The following is a 15,430-nucleotide window of genomic DNA, read 5'->3' on the forward strand; positions in this document are numbered from 1 at the left end:
AGGCCAAAAAAAACGGCCCGCTATTTTCATAGCGGGCCGTTTTTTTGAATCGGTTTAATCGTCCATCCCTCTGCCGCTGAACAAGCGGTTGATCATCTCCATCGAGAACCCCCTATACGCCAGGAAGCGGCCCTGTTTGGCCCGCTCTTTCGCATCAATCGGTAACTGCCCGGAGAACTTGCGTCGCCACGTATCCTGAAGTTGTTCCTGCCAACTGATACCGCTTTCGCGCAGTGCGAGTTCGATATCGGCGCGTTGCAAACCACGCTGGCTGAGTTCCTCGCGAATCCGCAATGGACCATAGCCTGAACGGGCGCGGTAGGAAACAAAGCTTTCAAGGTAACGTGCTTCGGAAAGCAGCCCTTCTTCGGTCAATCGGTCGAGGGCTGTTTCGATCATCTCCGCCTCTGCGCCACGCTGACGCAGCTTGCGCGTCAGCTCGACTCGACCGTGCTCGCGACGTGCGAGCAGGTCCATAGCGGTTCGCCGCACCGCGACGAGGGTATCAAGTACGGCGGTGGTCATCGCTGCAATCAGATATCAGCGTCGGCCAGGTCGTCTTCAGTCTCTTTGACTGCAGAAGCCTTGGAGTCAGCGATCACGGCTGGCGACAGCAGTTTGTCACGCAGTTGCTTCTCGAGCTTCGCGGCGATTTCCGGGTTGTCTGCCAGGAACTTGGCCGAGTTGGCCTTGCCCTGACCGATCTTGGTGCCTTCGTAAGCGTACCAGGCGCCGGACTTCTCGACGAAACCGTGCAGCACACCCAGGTCAATCATCTCGCCGTTGAGGTAGATGCCTTTGCCATAAAGAATCTGGAACTCGGCCTGACGGAACGGCGAAGCAACCTTGTTCTTCACAACCTTGACACGGGTTTCGCTGCCGACCACTTCGTCGCCTTCCTTCACCGCGCCGGTACGGCGGATGTCGAGACGGACCGAAGCGTAGAACTTCAGCGCGTTACCACCGGTGGTGGTTTCCGGGCTACCGAACATCACGCCGATCTTCATGCGGATCTGGTTGATGAAGATCACCAGGCAGTTGGCGTTCTTGATGTTACCGGTGATTTTACGCAGCGCCTGGGACATCAGACGGGCTTGCAGGCCCACGTGCATGTCACCCATTTCGCCTTCGATTTCAGCCTTCGGCACCAGTGCTGCCACGGAGTCGACGATGATCACGTCAACAGCGTTGGAGCGCACCAGCATGTCGGTGATTTCCAGGGCCTGTTCACCGGTATCCGGCTGGGAAACCAGCAGGTCGTCGACGTTGACGCCCAGCTTGCCGGCGTACTCAGGATCGAGAGCATGCTCGGCGTCGACGAATGCGCAAGTCGCGCCGGCTTTTTGAGCCTGGGCGATCACGGACAAGGTGAGTGTGGTTTTACCGGAAGATTCCGGACCGTAGATTTCAACGATACGGCCCTTTGGCAGGCCGCCAATGCCGAGTGCGATGTCCAGACCCAGAGAGCCGGTGGAGATTGCCGGGATCGCCTGACGGTCCTGATCGCCCATACGCATCACGGCACCCTTGCCGAATTGACGTTCGATCTGACCCAGGGCCGCAGCCAAGGCTTTCTTCTTGTTGTCGTCCATTAAAGTCCTCACGTAATCAATAAGGCCTGACGGCCAACACCTGTATAAGTAGCCAGTATTATTCCACAGCGTTCGCGGATCGCCTACCCCTGATTTTCGATTTCTCGTGCCGCTAGTCGCAGGAGCCCCTCTAGCGCGGCCTTCACCGTTTGTCGGCGCACTTCATCTCGGTTACCGGGGAAGTGCTGTACCTCGCTGGTCAGCGCTTCACCCACGCCCCAGGCCAGCCACACAGTGCCCACCGGTTTGTTCGGCGAACCACCGTCCGGCCCGGCAATGCCGCTGACCGCCACGGCATAGCGCGACAGGCTTTTTTCCTGCGCACCGCGCACCATCGCCTCGACCACCTCGCGACTGACCGCGCCCACCGTTTCGAACAGCTCGCCCGGCACATTCAACTGCTGGGTTTTCTGCCGGTTGGAGTACGTCACGTAACCGGCCTCGAACCACGCCGAGCTGCCCGGTATCCGTGTGATGGCTTCGGCAATCCCGCCGCCAGTACAGGACTCGGCGGTCGTGACGTGGGCATTGAGCACTTGCAAACGTCGGCCAAGCTCGGCGGCCAGTTGAGTGATCTCTTTCACGGTGCGCTCCGGATCGTGTGGAATGCGTACCACCGTACACGACCCGGTTGCGCTTTCAATACACAGACTCATTCAAAATGTACGGGCGCCAGCGCTCTGACATAGGCCTGACACGCCTGCAAGGCAATCAGTCCGCGGTCACCGGTGTCGGTGATGGCGATAATTCGTTGAGCATGCGCCGGGTCAAGTCGGGCGCGTAGGGTTGCATGATCCACGCCGCCGGCGCCGGCGGTGGCTGGCACGTTGCAGCCCGGGGCGACGTCACTGGCGTCGAGAAGGACTGACAGGCGCACATCAGCAGTGGCAAGACGATCGCGCAGGCGATCCTGATCACGTTGGGCATCGCTCAGTGCTCGGTAATGACTTTGTTCACTGGTCGCGAGCCGTTGCTCCAGCGCCAGACGTTTATCCTGCTCGGCCTGTTGTGCGCTGGCCGCGGACAGGGTCAGTTGATTCAGCGTGTCGGCGTTTAACCGCGCCTGCTCCGCCAGTTGCCGCCCATAGCGCCAGTCCTGAAACTGCCAGGCCAGCGCCGCCGCGCCGAGAGCGAGCAAGCCCAGAACGATCAAGCGCCAGGGGATTGGCATAGCTCTGCCCTCGCCCGCGCCCAGATTTCCAGACGATCCTGCAAACCGTTCAACCCGCCGTTGATGCGCCGCGTAATGGTGTTGAACTGGTCACGGTCAGCCAGCTCGTTCAGGCCGTTCTGCGTCCAGAACCACGCGGCGGATTCGGCGGCCCATTGCGGCTGTTCGAGCAGCTCGGGCAAGGACAGCAAGCGCTCATCGCCAAACAACCCGAGGCTGCACTGACGATAATTGTTGCGACCGGTGATCTGGATCAGCCCGCGACCGCGATACTTTTGCCCGTCGCCATCGGCCTCCGGGGTGTTGCCCAGACGCAAGGCAAGCGTACCGGTGTCGTATTTGCTCAGGTACTGGTTGTTGCCCAGTTCGCGCACATAGCGAAGTTGCCCCGACTCGTGACCGACCTGTGCGAGAAACGCCGCCATGCGCTTGGGCGTGTCGATGCTGCGACGCTTCATGGCGCTGTTGAGTGCAGAAACAAAAACGCCCGCTTGGGAGCGGGCGTTGGGCATGATGTTGATCAGGTTGCTTTCAGTTATTTGCATATGCTCGATCCTCCCTGGATATGGCCTCGATTGAATCACGGCTGACGGCGAATGCCTGCCAGCCATTTATTTGCCAGAGTTTTCAGGGTGCTTTGCTCTACGGCTTTTCCAAGTGTTCCCTCGGGGAAATGCACTCGGCCGCACGATAAAAGCCACGCCTGATATTCAAGCCAGTCACGATTGGTTGGATCAGGTGGGATGAACGCTGAATCCTCCGTGCGCAGTACACCGCAAGCGGTCAATTGATAGGTCATGAGTTCTCTCCTGGATTTCCGCGTCCGCTGTCCATTCCAGTAGCAAGGTTTGCCCAGGGGCACTTCCTACAGGTGTGACAGTTGCAACTGAAATACTGCGATCCGTTACACCTTGCAATGTAGTGCCAGTGCATGCCTTGCTGATCGTTTGATTCCAGACTTGATTACTGCTGTCACCCGGGCAATACGCGGTCACGGTTGGCTGAACTCTTTTCTGCACCAGAAAACCTGCTTCTTGCGTTGGCAACAAACTGCGAAGGGCGCAGGGGCAACAACACCGCAACGAAAGCGGTCTGCCACGTAACCACCGATATTGGAGGTCTGATTGCTCGCCCCACGCTGCCAGATTCGGAAATTGCCATTAATGAGCAGATTCCCGGTGTTCCTGCTGTGGGGTCTTCATCGACAAACTTGCCGTCGACCAAGCCTGAACCAGGAACGCTTTTTGGGTAATCCATGCCTATCAATCCTTGATTGAGAGCGAACCGCTCAGCCATTGGCCCGCAGCAAATCTTCCAGCCAGTCAGGCTCGGCCGGGCGCGAACGTGTCTCGGGGAAGTCTGGATGATTGGGCCAGTCTCGCAGCGCCTGCCGGTAGGCCAGCAGCTCTTTGAACTCCTCGGTACGCAGGGTGGTGCCTTCGCCCATTTCCAGTTCTTCGGCATCTCGAAAGACAAGCCACTGGGTGTTTTGCAGAACGTGGTTGCGCCATGCGCGCTCGTGGCTTGCAAGCGTTGCAGGAGAAACGACGGGGTCGGTCAAAACGGGCTGACCACTGGGACTGGCGCTGATGATTTTGCCGCTCGCCTGGCCGGCGAACAGTTCGGTGTATTGCGCCAGGGTGATTTCCACCGCCCCCGCAGGCAGTTCGGGAAGCGCGCTGTCGACCCGATCAAAGCCGAGACTTTGTGCATAAAAGTAAATCGTCATGGTCAGTACCCCCAAACCAGAACGCGACCCGAAATCCCCGGCTCAGCCTTTACACTTGCCGCCAGCACATTTCGGACCCGCGCAACCACTGTCGTTGTCGTGGAGTTCGCGCCGTCAAATGCCCAAACGGTGACGTTGGAGCTCCCCCAACCTGCCGGGTAGCCTTCATTGGCAATACCTCCGAGGACAGCATTGGGAAACCTGATCGGCAACGAAACCGTCATGTTGCCATTCACATCGGAGCCCCCCGTGACCCACTGCACGATCAAGCCGCTGGGAAACTTTTGATATCCCGATGTACCGAACTGTACGGCGTAATTGGCTGAGTACTTCAGCGCAGCAGTGCCATACACCACCCACATTCCAGACTCTTTGACGAAGTTTGCACTCTCGCCATTGTTCATCACGATCGACGCCAGATAACTACCTTGGGGGCTGATCTGGGCGCCGGTTTTACTGGCCACGGTGACGGGTGCATTATTACGGCAATGCAGACTGATCGTGGCGCCGTTCGGCAACGTGGGCGCAGCCGCATCCGGAAGCGTCACGGTATAAGCCGCGTTACCGCCCAGACCGATCGAGCAGCCGACATCGGCCTGAGTCAATTGTGTGGCGGCGGATATACCGCGAGCACTGGCATGACTGCCCAGCGCCCGCTGCACAAACTCGGACGTTGCTGCCGAGCGTCCGCCATCAAACTGCGGCGCAGTCATGAACAGCGCCGGACTGCGCAACGCTGCCAGCAACTGATTGTTCGACGACTCGTTCGGCGTCATGCCGGCCGCCTGAAGGACGTTGAGAATTTCTTGCGTGACACTGTTGCCCCATGCCGCCGGGATCAGCGAACCGGGTTTTCCGGCAATCGGGTCCTCATCGACAAACTGGCCATTGACCAGGCCGACACTGGGCACACTCTTTGGGTAGTCCAATGTTCATCTCCTTGCTTGAAATACAGTTGGGGGCGGGTTCAGCCAATCACGCTGGCCAGCCAAAGCGGTGCTGACGGCCGGGAATCCGCTGCGGGAAAAAGTGCCGAATCAGGCCAGTCGCGCAACGCCTGTCGGTACTCAAGCAGCTCCAGATATTGCGCAGCCTTGAGCAAGGTTCCACGTCCCAGTTCCTGCTCATCGCGATGGCGAGTGACCAGCCATTCAGTCGCTGAAAGGGATGCCTGACGCCAGCTACGTTCCGCTGCCGCAGGCGCTTGATCAGCAACAATCGGCGCCTGGGGGATCACCGGACTTTGCTGTACGGGCGGTGGTTCGGCAGCTGTCGGCAGCTCTCTGATCGGCGCGCCGATTTCGACCGTTTCGCCATCCGGCACTCGCACCATCGACTCGACAAAAGACGGCGCGAACAGTTGGCTGATTGCGTAGTCACCGGTGTCGATCCGTTCGACGACCACGCCGTTCTCGATCCGTGCATAAACGGCCATTACTCGTACTCCCAGATTTCGCAGAAGGCATTGCCGCCGGCGCCGCTGACGACGGAAGCGGAAGCATTTGTCGAGCAGGAGCCGCTGCCTCCGGAACCACGTCCGCCGGAGATGCCATTTCCATTCACGCCCACGCGCGTGCCGCCACCGTCAAACGGACTGGCAGCCCCGGCGCCGGAAACGACCCCCCAATTGATGTTGTACATCGCGAACTCACCAGGGGTGCCACGAGCGTTGGCAAGACCACCGCCCGTGACGATTTGACCGCCAGCACCGCCCATGACGAAACCGACCGTCGTTGCTGTCACCGAGAATGAAAGAATTTGCCCGCCTGCACCGCCAGCGGCGCTCATATAGGTGCCGAAGGACGCGCCGCCGCCGGTCATCCCAGTCGTATTGACTGCAGCGCCGCCAGCCCCCAAAGACACAGGCACGCCAGCCAATATTTGCGGGGTCACGTCGTAGAGACTCTCCGCATAGGCGCCGGAACCACCGCCACCACCAATACGGTGATTATTGGCGGGGACAGGTTCACAGCCACCACCGGAACCACCCGCGCCGACCACGCGCACACGTATGCGTTTCGCCCGGGGGTGGGGTTTGTAGAGCGTGATACCGACGGATTCAAACTGTCGGACCGCCAGCAGCCGCCCCACCGCATCGGTGATGCCATAACCAGCCAACGTGGTTGGGGTATTTTTCAGTTTGGTGAAATCAACGAGGGCACCGATGGCTGTGGCCAGTTGATCGGTTTTGGCTTCATCCGGGGTCAATCCGGCAGCCTTGATCGCGTTGAGAATTTCCTGAGTGACACTGTTGCCCCACACTGCCGGAATCAACGACCCCGGCGTACCCGCCACCGGGTTCTCATCAACAAAACGGCCATCGACCAGGCCGACGCTGGGGACGCTTTTGGGATAATCCATAGGTTGTTCGTTCCTTTGAAATGACAAATGACCGGCATCGGCACCGCACTTTCTGTGTGCCAGTCCACGGTCGGTTGCTGAAAACAAAAAAAGCCCACATTGAAGTGGGCTTGAGTGATGCAGAACGGAGTTTTTTTGCGCTTATCCGGAAAGACCGTTGGCCAGTTCGCGAATCGCGATCAACGCGTCCTCACCCGCACTGCGCGCCAGATCCATGTTTCCCTTGGCAGCCTGCGCGCGGATCTGCGCTTTAGCCTTCAGGCGCAAAGTCCGCAGCGCCAGCAGATGGTCGGTGAGCTGTTCGGCTTTGCCGAGAATTTGCTCGGCTGCCTGTTTCGCCGTTCGACCTTTGGCGACCCATGCAGCGACCGACAGCGGCACTTCCTTTTTCGGGTAACCGGCGTCCTGATAGGCCTGAGCATCGGCGGCGGCCTGGGCGTATTCCATGGCTTTGAGCGGGTCGCCGGCCAGTTCGGTACGAGCATTGTCAGCGGCGGCATCGACTTTGCTGCATAGGCGCTCGGTTTCCTGCTCCACCAGCACAAGTTGTTTGTCCGCGTTCAGTACCCACTTCTCGCCGTCCCAGCCGTGGGCGGCAGAGGGTTGGGGAAGACGCAACTCACCGTCGAACTGATGGAGTTCCTGAATGACGATCATCGAATGAGCTCCCACTGCAATTGGACGTTCACAGCGCCCCCGAAATTGATCGCGATGCCGGCGGTATAGTCGGTTAGCGGATGGCTCTTGATCCCCATGCTGAGTAGCAATTCATCACTGTCAGCATTGGATTGCCCCAGATTGTGCTCAGCCTGATAGGACTGCCAGAGCGAGCGCAAATTGGCATGATCAAAACTCGCGGTCAGGGTCGAGACCGTGACGTCGTAGACGATGTTGTTGGTGAATATCACGCACGGTTGCACAGTGGCCGGGGTCCAGCCTCCCGCATTATTGGATACGCCCGTCGATACCGGTGACAGGTAGCTGTAGTTACCCCCGGTCCATCCTGCCGCCGGAAAAGCCACGCTTGTTACGGCCGTCGATGAGGGCGTCGGATTGCCCACCACCAGCCGTGCAGCACGTGCATGCGGGTCCAGGGGCAGGAACACTGCACCCGTGCCGTTGACGGTCTGAGTCCAGGTCAAGCGTGCGCGATTGTAAATCGCGCGCACCGTCGGCACGGAGCCTGGCGCACCTGTGACTACCCACGCCAGACACATGTCCAGCACCGAGCTCTGAAAACCGCCGCCGGCAGCACCGTTGGCTACACCTTTCAGAGTCTCGGGTGTCACGTCGTAAATGGTACCGAGCTGGGTATAGAAACTCAGCATACCGCCCACCACTTGCGCTCGCAGAAAGTAGCTTGAGCTGGGTAGCAGGTCTGCACTGCTCCAGGCCTGGGTAGTGAAAGTACGTGAACGCCCCAACTGACCCGCCACCACTTCCTGAGCAATGCTGACGTATACGCCCGCGGGTACGGAGACTCGCCCGCCACTGCTCGATACGGCGGCTGGCGTGATGGATAACCGGGCATCCGCCGTGGCAACGTTTGGCAAAGGCAAAGCCGATAGCGGCAACGCCGAATCCAGATTCCAGCCCTTGGCCGAAACGCTCTGAATCGCCTGCAACAACTGATCGTATTTCTTCTCGTCCGGCGTCAGATCCCCGGCCTTGATCACGTTGAGAATTTCCTGCGTGACCCCATTCCCCCAATCCGCCGGAATCAGCGATCCCGGCGTCCCGGTCATCGGGTTTTCATCAACAAACTTCCCATTCACCAAACCGGCGCTGGGCACACTCTTCGGATAATCCATCCCCTCATACCTCCCTAGTCATAATTGATGTGCACCTTGGTATGCGCCGGCACACTGCGGTGGATCAGGCACTCCAGCGCCGAGCCCGGATTGACGCCGAAGCGTTCGCCCCAATAACTCGCGCCGTAGCGCCGGCCGAGCAACAGGCGCCCGCCGGTGTTGAGCGTCCACATGAACTGCGCCTCCCAAGTGCCCCAATGCGCCGAGCCGAAACGCGAACGGCCCATACGCGGGGCTTCGAGTTCGGTGATGGTCGCGTTGGGATAGCCCTGGCTTTTGGCGATGTCGAGGTAGTAACCGACCGCTTGGCTACCCACCGCGAGCAAGCGCCGGCGCACCGCGAGGCGGCGGTCGTCGAACAGCGGCGTGGCGCCCAGGCACGGGTCGGGCAGGTTCATCACCCGCTCCCAATCGGGCACCAGTTCGCTGACGCCGGCCGGGTCCATTTCGTTGAGCAGGTCGGCGGCGCGCGCATCAAGGCGGGCCAGTTCGACAGCCACGCCTTGCAGCACATCTTCCAGTTCAGGCACGCGTTCCGGGTCCCACGCCGGGCCGCTGGGCAGCAAGGCGCGCAATTGCGCCTGATATTGCGTGGCGGTTCTTATGCCCCCCATACGCAACCTCCAAAGGTGAGCAGTTCACTGCGCTCGGCAGCGACGTCGGCGCTCGGTGCGGTGAGAAGGTGATCGTATTCGCCGCCCGCACTGCTGATGGCTTCGCGGATATGACTGATCAGCAACGGCACGCCCAGATCGGCCTCGCGGTTGTGCAAATCGCGCAACTGCCCTTCGATGGCGGCGCGCACGGCGCTGGTGTCGGGGTTGACGCTTTTGAAGCGGTACACCACCGGCACCTGAACCGGCCGCTGCACATGCACTTGCGCCGTCACCGGACGCAGCGGTTCGATGTAGTCCTGAACCTCCGCCAGTTGCTCATCGTTGGGCACCGGTTGCGGATCTTCGTCACGCATGATGAACACCGTCACCGTGCCCGGCCCGAGCAGGCCTCCCCGGCACCAGGCCCGCGTCACGCCCGGCACTTCCAGGGCCCAGGTTTCATAGTCGCTGGCCGAGCCTCCATGGGGAATGACGCGGTAAGAACGAATCACCCGCGAACGCAGCGACTCCAGACTTTCCCGTGCCACGCCGCCGCTGAGCCCCGGTGCCAGCACCACGAAACTGTTGCCGACCACACCGGCAATCGGCTGCACCGGTGTCAGCGCCAGCCCGGCGTCGGCATTGCCCAGACTGCCGGCATCCAGTGCCGCGATGGTCGTGGTGTTGCTGCCATTGGCGGTGGTGCGCGCGGCGGTGACTTTGTAGGTGCGACCGTCATTCGCTTGCAGCAGCGTATCGACGTCCAGCACCGCACCGGCAGTGGCGGTAAAACCGACGCTGCCGGTGGCGACTTGTGCCGGTTTGCGCGGCTGGTTCAGGCGCAGCGCGGCGATACGCTCCAGAGTCGACTCATCGGCCTTGTCCGGCAGAATCTGTTCGGCAATCCAGTCGAGATAACCGTACAGACCATAAGCCGCGCCGCTGAGGGTACGGGCCAGCACTTGCGCATCGGACTGGCGCAGCGAATCGCCGGCCAGGTCGCTTTGGGTGCGCTTGATCAGCACCGGCAGCGAAGGGGTTTCAAACGGCATAGATCACCTGCCAACTGTTATCGGGGTTGATGTCCAGACGTTCGCCGTCGGCCAGGGTCAGGACCGTGCGCAGGTTCAGGCGCTGGGCGTCGAGGCGTTCGCTGATGATGTCGATGGCGCTGCAGTGGCCGTCGTCGATCAGCCATTGCAAGGCTTCGCGGGCATAGAACTCGGCGTCCATCTGCGTTTGTCGAGTCAGCTTGACCCGGCGCAGCAGCCACAGCCGCGAGCCGATGCGGTCATCGGCAACGGTGGGAAAGCTGTCGCCCCACCAGCCAAAACGTTCTTCGTCATCGAGAGCGTCGTCATCGGCAGCGCGGCGCCAGGTGAACAGGCTGATGAGTACGGCGCGGGTCAGCGCGGCGTGGAGGTTCGGGCTGATCAGCATCACTGACCTCCTGCCGGCGCGCCGGTCTGGCCACTGCCGGCCTGCACGCCGATGTGCACGTGTTTGATCTGGCTGATGCCAGCGGCGAGTTGATCACCGGTGGAAACGATCTTGCCGGTCTGGTTGATCACCGGCGTGTCGAAGTTCACAGCCTGGCTGGCGCGGATGTTCAGCGTGGCGGTCTCGATGTCGATGATCCGACCACGCTTGAAATGAATCTTGTCGCCTTCGTCGGTGTAGATCGCCACCTCGCCAGCGGCCAGCGCTTGCAGGCGATAGCGGCGGTCGGCAACCACCAGCGCGATGGCGTGGGAACGGTCGCCGCCGATGAAGGTGACGACACCTTCGGCGCCGGCCAGCGGATGGCTGGTGAAGCCGTAAGGCTCGAAGTGTTCCATGTCGTCGTTCACTTCGCCGGCGGTGAGGCGCATTTGCAGCGATTGCAGCTTGGATGCCGAATTGGCGAGCACGACAGTGCCGCGCGCCAGCAGGCGTGTCAGTAGGCTCATGGGGTGTCCTCAAGGAGCAGACCCGACACGGACCAAATGTGGGAGCGGGCTTGCTCGCGAATGCGGTGGGTCTGTCAATTGGATGTCGGAGCTACCGACGCTTTCGCGAGCAAGCCCGCTCCCACAGGGGGTCAGTGTCGGGCTCAGGTTTTTTTCGGGGGCGTTGGATCAGGATCGAAGGTGTGCGGCGGCGCCACTTGCAGCGTGGTCACCGAACCCTGTGCCGACAGCGAGTAGGTGACTTTGGAAATCAGCATGTCGCCGTCAAACTCCAGCACCGGATCCTTCACCCGCACCAGCGTGTTGTGGCGCCACAGATCGCCGTTGGACTGACGCCAGCCCTGCACCTGATAGGTGGTGGTCTGCGCCCGGCCCATGCGCGTGGCGCTTTCCCACTGGGCACGCTGCTGCGCCAGCTCGAAGGTCAGTTGCGTGCCTTCGTTGATGATCGTGGTACGCCGGCGCTTGAAGGTCAGGTCGGCGGCCGTGGACTCGACTTCGCTGACCGCCGCGCCGCTCTTGGCATCCGAACCTTTTTGCTGGCCGATCACCCGGTATTCGGAAAACACCTGGCTGTAATCCATTGGCGCATTGGCGGACAGAATATTCTTGCCCAATTCCAGCACATCACTGGCCCGACCTGCGCTGCCGGGTTTGGCCAACACCAGCCGGCCCTGCTCGTCATCGGTGGAAAACACCCGCAACAGCGAGAGTAAACGGTCGATTGACTGGAACACCGTTTCACCCGGGACGATCGTGTGCTTGGTCAGCCGCGCCGTCTCGGGAATCTCGTTGACCACCATCAGCGAGTACTCCATCGCCAATGCCTGGACGATGCTCAGCAGCGGTTGCTCCTGCCATTGGTTCGGCTGGTTTCGCGCAGCGCAATCGACCAGATCCTGAGTCTTTGAACTGCCCTCGATGGTCAGGCTGATCTGCCGCCCGTCATACCTGATCGGTGCCTTGAACACGTAGCCGGTGAGCAGCAGATCCTTGCCGATTCGCACTTCGCACGGATCGCCAGGCTTGATCGGCTTGGCGACCGTCTGCCCCGGCCATTGCCAAGTGATGTCGAGCTTGAAGGTGCGGAACTGGCGCTCAAGATCAGCGGTGATTTCCACGCTTTTCCAGCCGCCGTATTCCATGTTGTTGACGGTCAGCGTGACATGGTTATCCATCTCGCTCATGGCTCACTCCCTGGACACTTTCACGTCGTTGGGTGAAAAGCCCGGATGGTTCATCGCGTTGCTCTGAGTCACCTGAGTCACCCGTGTGGCATCGGCAAATTGCCTGTAGGCCACAACCAGCGCCGGCAGGCTTTCCTGGAACGATTGAGTGACCTGTCGCACACCGGATGACGCCACAGCCTTGAGATGCGCAATCAGCGCTTCCTTCACGTCGTTGATTGCCTGGTGATGCTTGGGATCGGCTTTGTCCAGCATCGGGTCAATCGCCACCCCGACCGCCTTCTGCAGCGCTTTCATTTCGTCGGTCACCGGTACTTCCTGACGGGTCACCGGTTGATCGGCCTGATGTGCCACCGAGGGTGTCGACGTCAGTTTTACCACCGGGGTCGCCACCGGCATCGACGCGACCCATTGCGCGACTTTGACCAACATCGTGTCCTGCACCAGATCGGCCATGGCTTGCGCCGCCGCATTGGTGTCCTTGCCGGTGGTGATCTTCGGCGCGTCAGCCTTGCGGATCGCTTCGAGTTGTTGGGACACGTCGGCAATCACGCCACGGTAGCCCTCCTTCGCGAACGCCTTGAGCTCCTTGATATCGCCGAGCAAGCCCTTGAACTCCGCCGCCACTTCCTTGGGCAACTCCTTCACGGCCTTGACCAGTTCGGTGATCTGCTTGTACTGCGCGATCAGCGGTTTGAGCTGCTCCTTGATCACTTCATAGACGCCGGTCAGGCTGTTGCGCAGATTGGCAATGCCGATCCGCGCAGCCTTGATCAATGTCATCGCCTGCTCGAATCGCGCCACCGCCGACCCCAGCAACGTGTCGGCCTTGGCCAACAGAACTTTCTGCGTACTGACGGTGGCGGTCGGAAACGGCAATGGCCGGTCGGGGTAGAACTTCAGACTGAACGTCACCAGCCCGCCATCCTGGCGGGTGTGGGTCATGTCGCATTCGCCGACCTTGACTTGCAGGCGTCCCAACCAAGGGTGCACCAACTCGCCACTGCCCTGCTCCAGCGCCTTGAGCAACTTGTCGCGCTGCTCCAGGCAATCGGCGCCGATGATGAACGCCGTGATGTCGTGAGTCTTGGCCTGCTGACCAAGGTCTTCGAAAAACGGCAGGTCGCGTTGCGGATATTCATGCAACTGCCCCTTGCGACCGACCGGGGTTTTCGTCTGATCAATCCAGAAACCGACACCACGAAAGGATGCCGGCAACAAACGGTCACGCCAGTTCATTGGAACCTCCTGCCGACAACGAGCGATAGCCAATGCGCGAAGACAGCGCCAGGCCTGGTTGATTGGTTTGCGGTTGATCGGTGCGCAATCCGGCCGGCGCATTTTCGAAGCGCACGGTCAGACCGCCTTCGAGCTGCGTGCGGTTGTTGATTGCGCTTTGCTGGATCAGCGCTCCGGAAGTTTGTGGCAACGAGCCGCCCTGCAACGCGCCGTTGCCCGCCGGCGCGGTACTTGCCCCGAAGAACGCCGGCGCCAGCTCCCCTTTGCCTTCGGCATTGGTCTGACGCTGTGCTTCGGTGAGGGTTTCAACCTTTCCGGTGACCTTGGCGACCAATCCGGCAAAGCCGCCGTCGAACAATTCTTTGATCGGTGCAATCACGGTTTGCAGCTTCTGCCACAACTCGCCGAACCACTCGGTAATCGGCCCCCAGTTCTTGATGATCTGCCCCAACGGCGTCCATTCGAACATGTTGTGCAGAAACTCCAGCATCGGTGCGGCCAACGCCTGCACCACGCCCCACAACGCCGAAAAGACTTCGCTGACGGGTTGCCAGTACATCGCGATCTGTTCCAGCGGCGACCATTCGAACAGGCTCTGGAAGAAGCTTTTGATCTGCTGCGCCGAGGCTTGCAATGCGGCCCAGATCGGGTCGAAGAAGGCCACGATGCCCCCCCAGTTGTTGACGATCAGCCCCAGAGGGGAATAGTCGAACAACGTCCCGAAGAAGTCTTTGATGGCTTGTGCCGCAGGCTGCAGCGCCGTCCAGATCGAGGCGAAGAAACCGCTGATCGCACCCCAGTTGTTGATGATCATGCCCAACGGTGTCCAGTCGAACAGACCTTTGAGGAAACCCATTACCGGCACACTCAAGGCCTTGAGCAAGTCCCAGATCGCCGTAAACAGCCCGGTCAGCGGCGCCCAGTTTTCCAGGATCATGCCGGCGGGCGTCCACGAGAACAAAGATTTGAAAAAGTCGATCACTGGCGCGGTGACCGCTGTGACCTTGTCCCAGATCCCGGAGAACAATCCCGCGACCGGTGACCACAGCCCCGCCAGTGCATCCAGCGGTCGCCAATCGAGGATCGAGCGCAACGTCGTCATCGCACTCACACCGATGTTCTTCACGCCCTCCCACATGCCCTTGAAGAAGGCGCTGATCGGCGTCCAGTTGGCATAGATCAGACCCGCCGCCACCGCGATGCCCATGGCGATCAACATGATCGGGTTGGTTTTGAGCACCATGCTCATCACGTCCATCACTTGGGTCATACCGGTGACGGCGGTTTGCATGGCGGAGAAGGCAATCGCCCCAGCCGCGAGGCCTTCGATCAGTTTCGGGTTGTCGGCGAGCAGGCTGCCAACCTGGGTCAGCATCGGTTCCAGGCCGACCACCAGCGCACCGACCGCTGGCACCAGTGCGGCATCGACGGCGGCCGAAACCTTATCCATCGACGCGCTGAACACATTCATGTTCTGCGCGGCGACTTTCGGTGTGGCAGGCAGGTCGACGGTTTTTGCCGTGTCGCTGACTTCGGTCAATTTGCCCTGAAACGCTGCGGCAGACTTGATCCCGTCCACAAACGGCGTGATCACGCTGCCGCCCTTGAACAGACCGCTGATGTCCAGTTTGCCGAGGCCGGTCTGTTCGAGGTTGTTCTTGAAGCTATCGACCCTGGCTCGCAGGGCGCCGAGTTTGGGCGACAGTTCATCGATGCCGGTAAGCAACACCGACGCTTTAGCTTTGGTTTCTTCTGCCATCACTGCACCTGCTGCATCGCATTGATCCGTTGCGCG

The 15,430-nt window shown here is 60.5% G+C and carries 20 protein-coding genes; all 20 read right to left on the reverse strand.

Features of this window, described 5'->3' with window-relative positions; all coding sequences use genetic code 11:
* Positions 1-54: 54 nt before the first annotated feature.
* The 20 genes from recX to AACY19_RS23800 all read right to left on the reverse strand — a co-directional run bounded on the left by recX (position 55) and on the right by AACY19_RS23800 (position 15,394).
* Positions 55-525 carry a recombination regulator RecX gene (gene recX / locus AACY19_RS23705; RefSeq protein WP_339454023.1) on the reverse strand — a complete coding sequence of 157 codons (471 nt, stop codon included), beginning with the start codon at positions 523-525 and terminating at the stop codon, positions 55-57.
* Between the two features lie 8 nt (positions 526-533).
* On the reverse strand, positions 534-1,592 hold the full coding sequence (recA, locus tag AACY19_RS23710; protein ID WP_090282065.1) for a recombinase RecA: 1,059 nt from the start codon (positions 1,590-1,592) through the stop codon (positions 534-536).
* Between the two features lie 83 nt (positions 1,593-1,675).
* Positions 1,676-2,176, reverse strand: a complete 501-nt coding sequence (locus AACY19_RS23715) for a CinA family protein (protein WP_339454024.1) — start codon at positions 2,174-2,176, stop codon at positions 1,676-1,678.
* Between the two features lie 68 nt (positions 2,177-2,244).
* On the reverse strand, positions 2,245-2,763 hold the full coding sequence (locus AACY19_RS23720; RefSeq protein ID WP_339454025.1) for a lysis system i-spanin subunit Rz: 519 nt from the start codon (positions 2,761-2,763) through the stop codon (positions 2,245-2,247).
* The gene (locus AACY19_RS23725) at positions 2,742-3,308 is read right to left on the reverse strand and encodes a glycoside hydrolase family 19 protein (RefSeq protein ID WP_339454026.1); all 567 of its coding nucleotides are present in this window, start codon (positions 3,306-3,308) and stop codon (positions 2,742-2,744) included. The genes AACY19_RS23720 and AACY19_RS23725 overlap by 22 nt, the downstream gene beginning before the upstream one ends.
* A gap of 35 nt (positions 3,309-3,343) precedes the next feature.
* The gene (locus AACY19_RS23730) at positions 3,344-3,562 is read right to left on the reverse strand and encodes a hypothetical protein (RefSeq protein WP_339454027.1); all 219 of its coding nucleotides are present in this window, start codon (positions 3,560-3,562) and stop codon (positions 3,344-3,346) included.
* Between the two features lie 173 nt (positions 3,563-3,735).
* On the reverse strand, positions 3,736-4,020 hold the full coding sequence (locus AACY19_RS23735) for a hypothetical protein (RefSeq protein WP_339454064.1): 285 nt from the start codon (positions 4,018-4,020) through the stop codon (positions 3,736-3,738).
* A 31-nt stretch (positions 4,021-4,051) separates the two neighbouring features.
* Entirely contained in the window at positions 4,052-4,492 is a 441-nt protein-coding gene (locus tag AACY19_RS23740; RefSeq protein ID WP_339454062.1) for a phage tail assembly chaperone, read from the reverse strand.
* A 2-nt stretch (positions 4,493-4,494) separates the two neighbouring features.
* Positions 4,495-5,421, reverse strand: a complete 927-nt coding sequence (locus AACY19_RS23745) for a gp53-like domain-containing protein (RefSeq protein ID WP_339454028.1) — start codon at positions 5,419-5,421, stop codon at positions 4,495-4,497.
* Positions 5,422-5,459: 38 nt separating this feature from the next.
* Entirely contained in the window at positions 5,460-5,927 is a 468-nt protein-coding gene (locus AACY19_RS23750; RefSeq protein ID WP_339454029.1) for a phage tail assembly chaperone, read from the reverse strand.
* The gene (locus tag AACY19_RS23755; protein WP_339454030.1) at positions 5,927-6,853 is read right to left on the reverse strand and encodes a glycine-rich domain-containing protein; all 927 of its coding nucleotides are present in this window, start codon (positions 6,851-6,853) and stop codon (positions 5,927-5,929) included. Before AACY19_RS23755 ends, AACY19_RS23750 begins: the two co-directional genes overlap by 1 nt.
* A 141-nt stretch (positions 6,854-6,994) precedes the next feature.
* The gene (locus AACY19_RS23760; protein ID WP_339454031.1) at positions 6,995-7,510 is read right to left on the reverse strand and encodes a phage tail protein; all 516 of its coding nucleotides are present in this window, start codon (positions 7,508-7,510) and stop codon (positions 6,995-6,997) included.
* Entirely contained in the window at positions 7,507-8,664 is a 1,158-nt protein-coding gene (locus AACY19_RS23765; RefSeq protein ID WP_339454032.1) for a phage tail protein, read from the reverse strand. Before AACY19_RS23765 ends, AACY19_RS23760 begins: the two co-directional genes overlap by 4 nt.
* A 14-nt stretch (positions 8,665-8,678) precedes the next feature.
* Positions 8,679-9,278, reverse strand: a complete 600-nt coding sequence (locus tag AACY19_RS23770; protein WP_339454033.1) for a YmfQ family protein — start codon at positions 9,276-9,278, stop codon at positions 8,679-8,681.
* Positions 9,266-10,312 (reverse strand): baseplate J/gp47 family protein, encoded by a 1,047-nt coding sequence (locus AACY19_RS23775; protein ID WP_339454034.1) that lies wholly within the window; start codon positions 10,310-10,312, stop codon positions 9,266-9,268. The genes AACY19_RS23770 and AACY19_RS23775 overlap by 13 nt, the downstream gene beginning before the upstream one ends.
* Positions 10,302-10,700: a phage GP46 family protein gene (locus AACY19_RS23780; RefSeq protein ID WP_123452134.1), complete on the reverse strand. Its 399-nt coding sequence runs from the start codon at positions 10,698-10,700 to the stop codon at positions 10,302-10,304. The genes AACY19_RS23775 and AACY19_RS23780 overlap by 11 nt, the downstream gene beginning before the upstream one ends.
* Positions 10,700-11,209: a phage baseplate assembly protein V gene (locus tag AACY19_RS23785; protein ID WP_339454035.1), complete on the reverse strand. Its 510-nt coding sequence runs from the start codon at positions 11,207-11,209 to the stop codon at positions 10,700-10,702. The genes AACY19_RS23780 and AACY19_RS23785 overlap by 1 nt, the downstream gene beginning before the upstream one ends.
* Before the next feature lie 143 nt (positions 11,210-11,352).
* A complete protein-coding gene (locus tag AACY19_RS23790; RefSeq protein WP_339454036.1) occupies positions 11,353-12,396 on the reverse strand; it encodes a phage baseplate assembly protein in 1,044 nt (347 codons plus the stop codon).
* A 3-nt stretch (positions 12,397-12,399) separates the two neighbouring features.
* Positions 12,400-13,635 carry a DNA circularization protein gene (locus tag AACY19_RS23795; protein WP_339454037.1) on the reverse strand — a complete coding sequence of 412 codons (1,236 nt, stop codon included), beginning with the start codon at positions 13,633-13,635 and terminating at the stop codon, positions 12,400-12,402.
* Positions 13,622-15,394, reverse strand: coding sequence for a phage tail protein (locus AACY19_RS23800; protein ID WP_339454038.1), 1,773 nt, complete (start codon positions 15,392-15,394; stop codon positions 13,622-13,624). The genes AACY19_RS23795 and AACY19_RS23800 overlap by 14 nt, the downstream gene beginning before the upstream one ends.
* Positions 15,395-15,430 lie beyond the last annotated feature (36 nt).

Origin of the sequence: Pseudomonas sp. EA_5y_Pfl2_R50 (assembly GCF_963970475.1) — a bacterium.
Lineage (GTDB): Bacteria > Pseudomonadota > Gammaproteobacteria > Pseudomonadales > Pseudomonadaceae > Aquipseudomonas.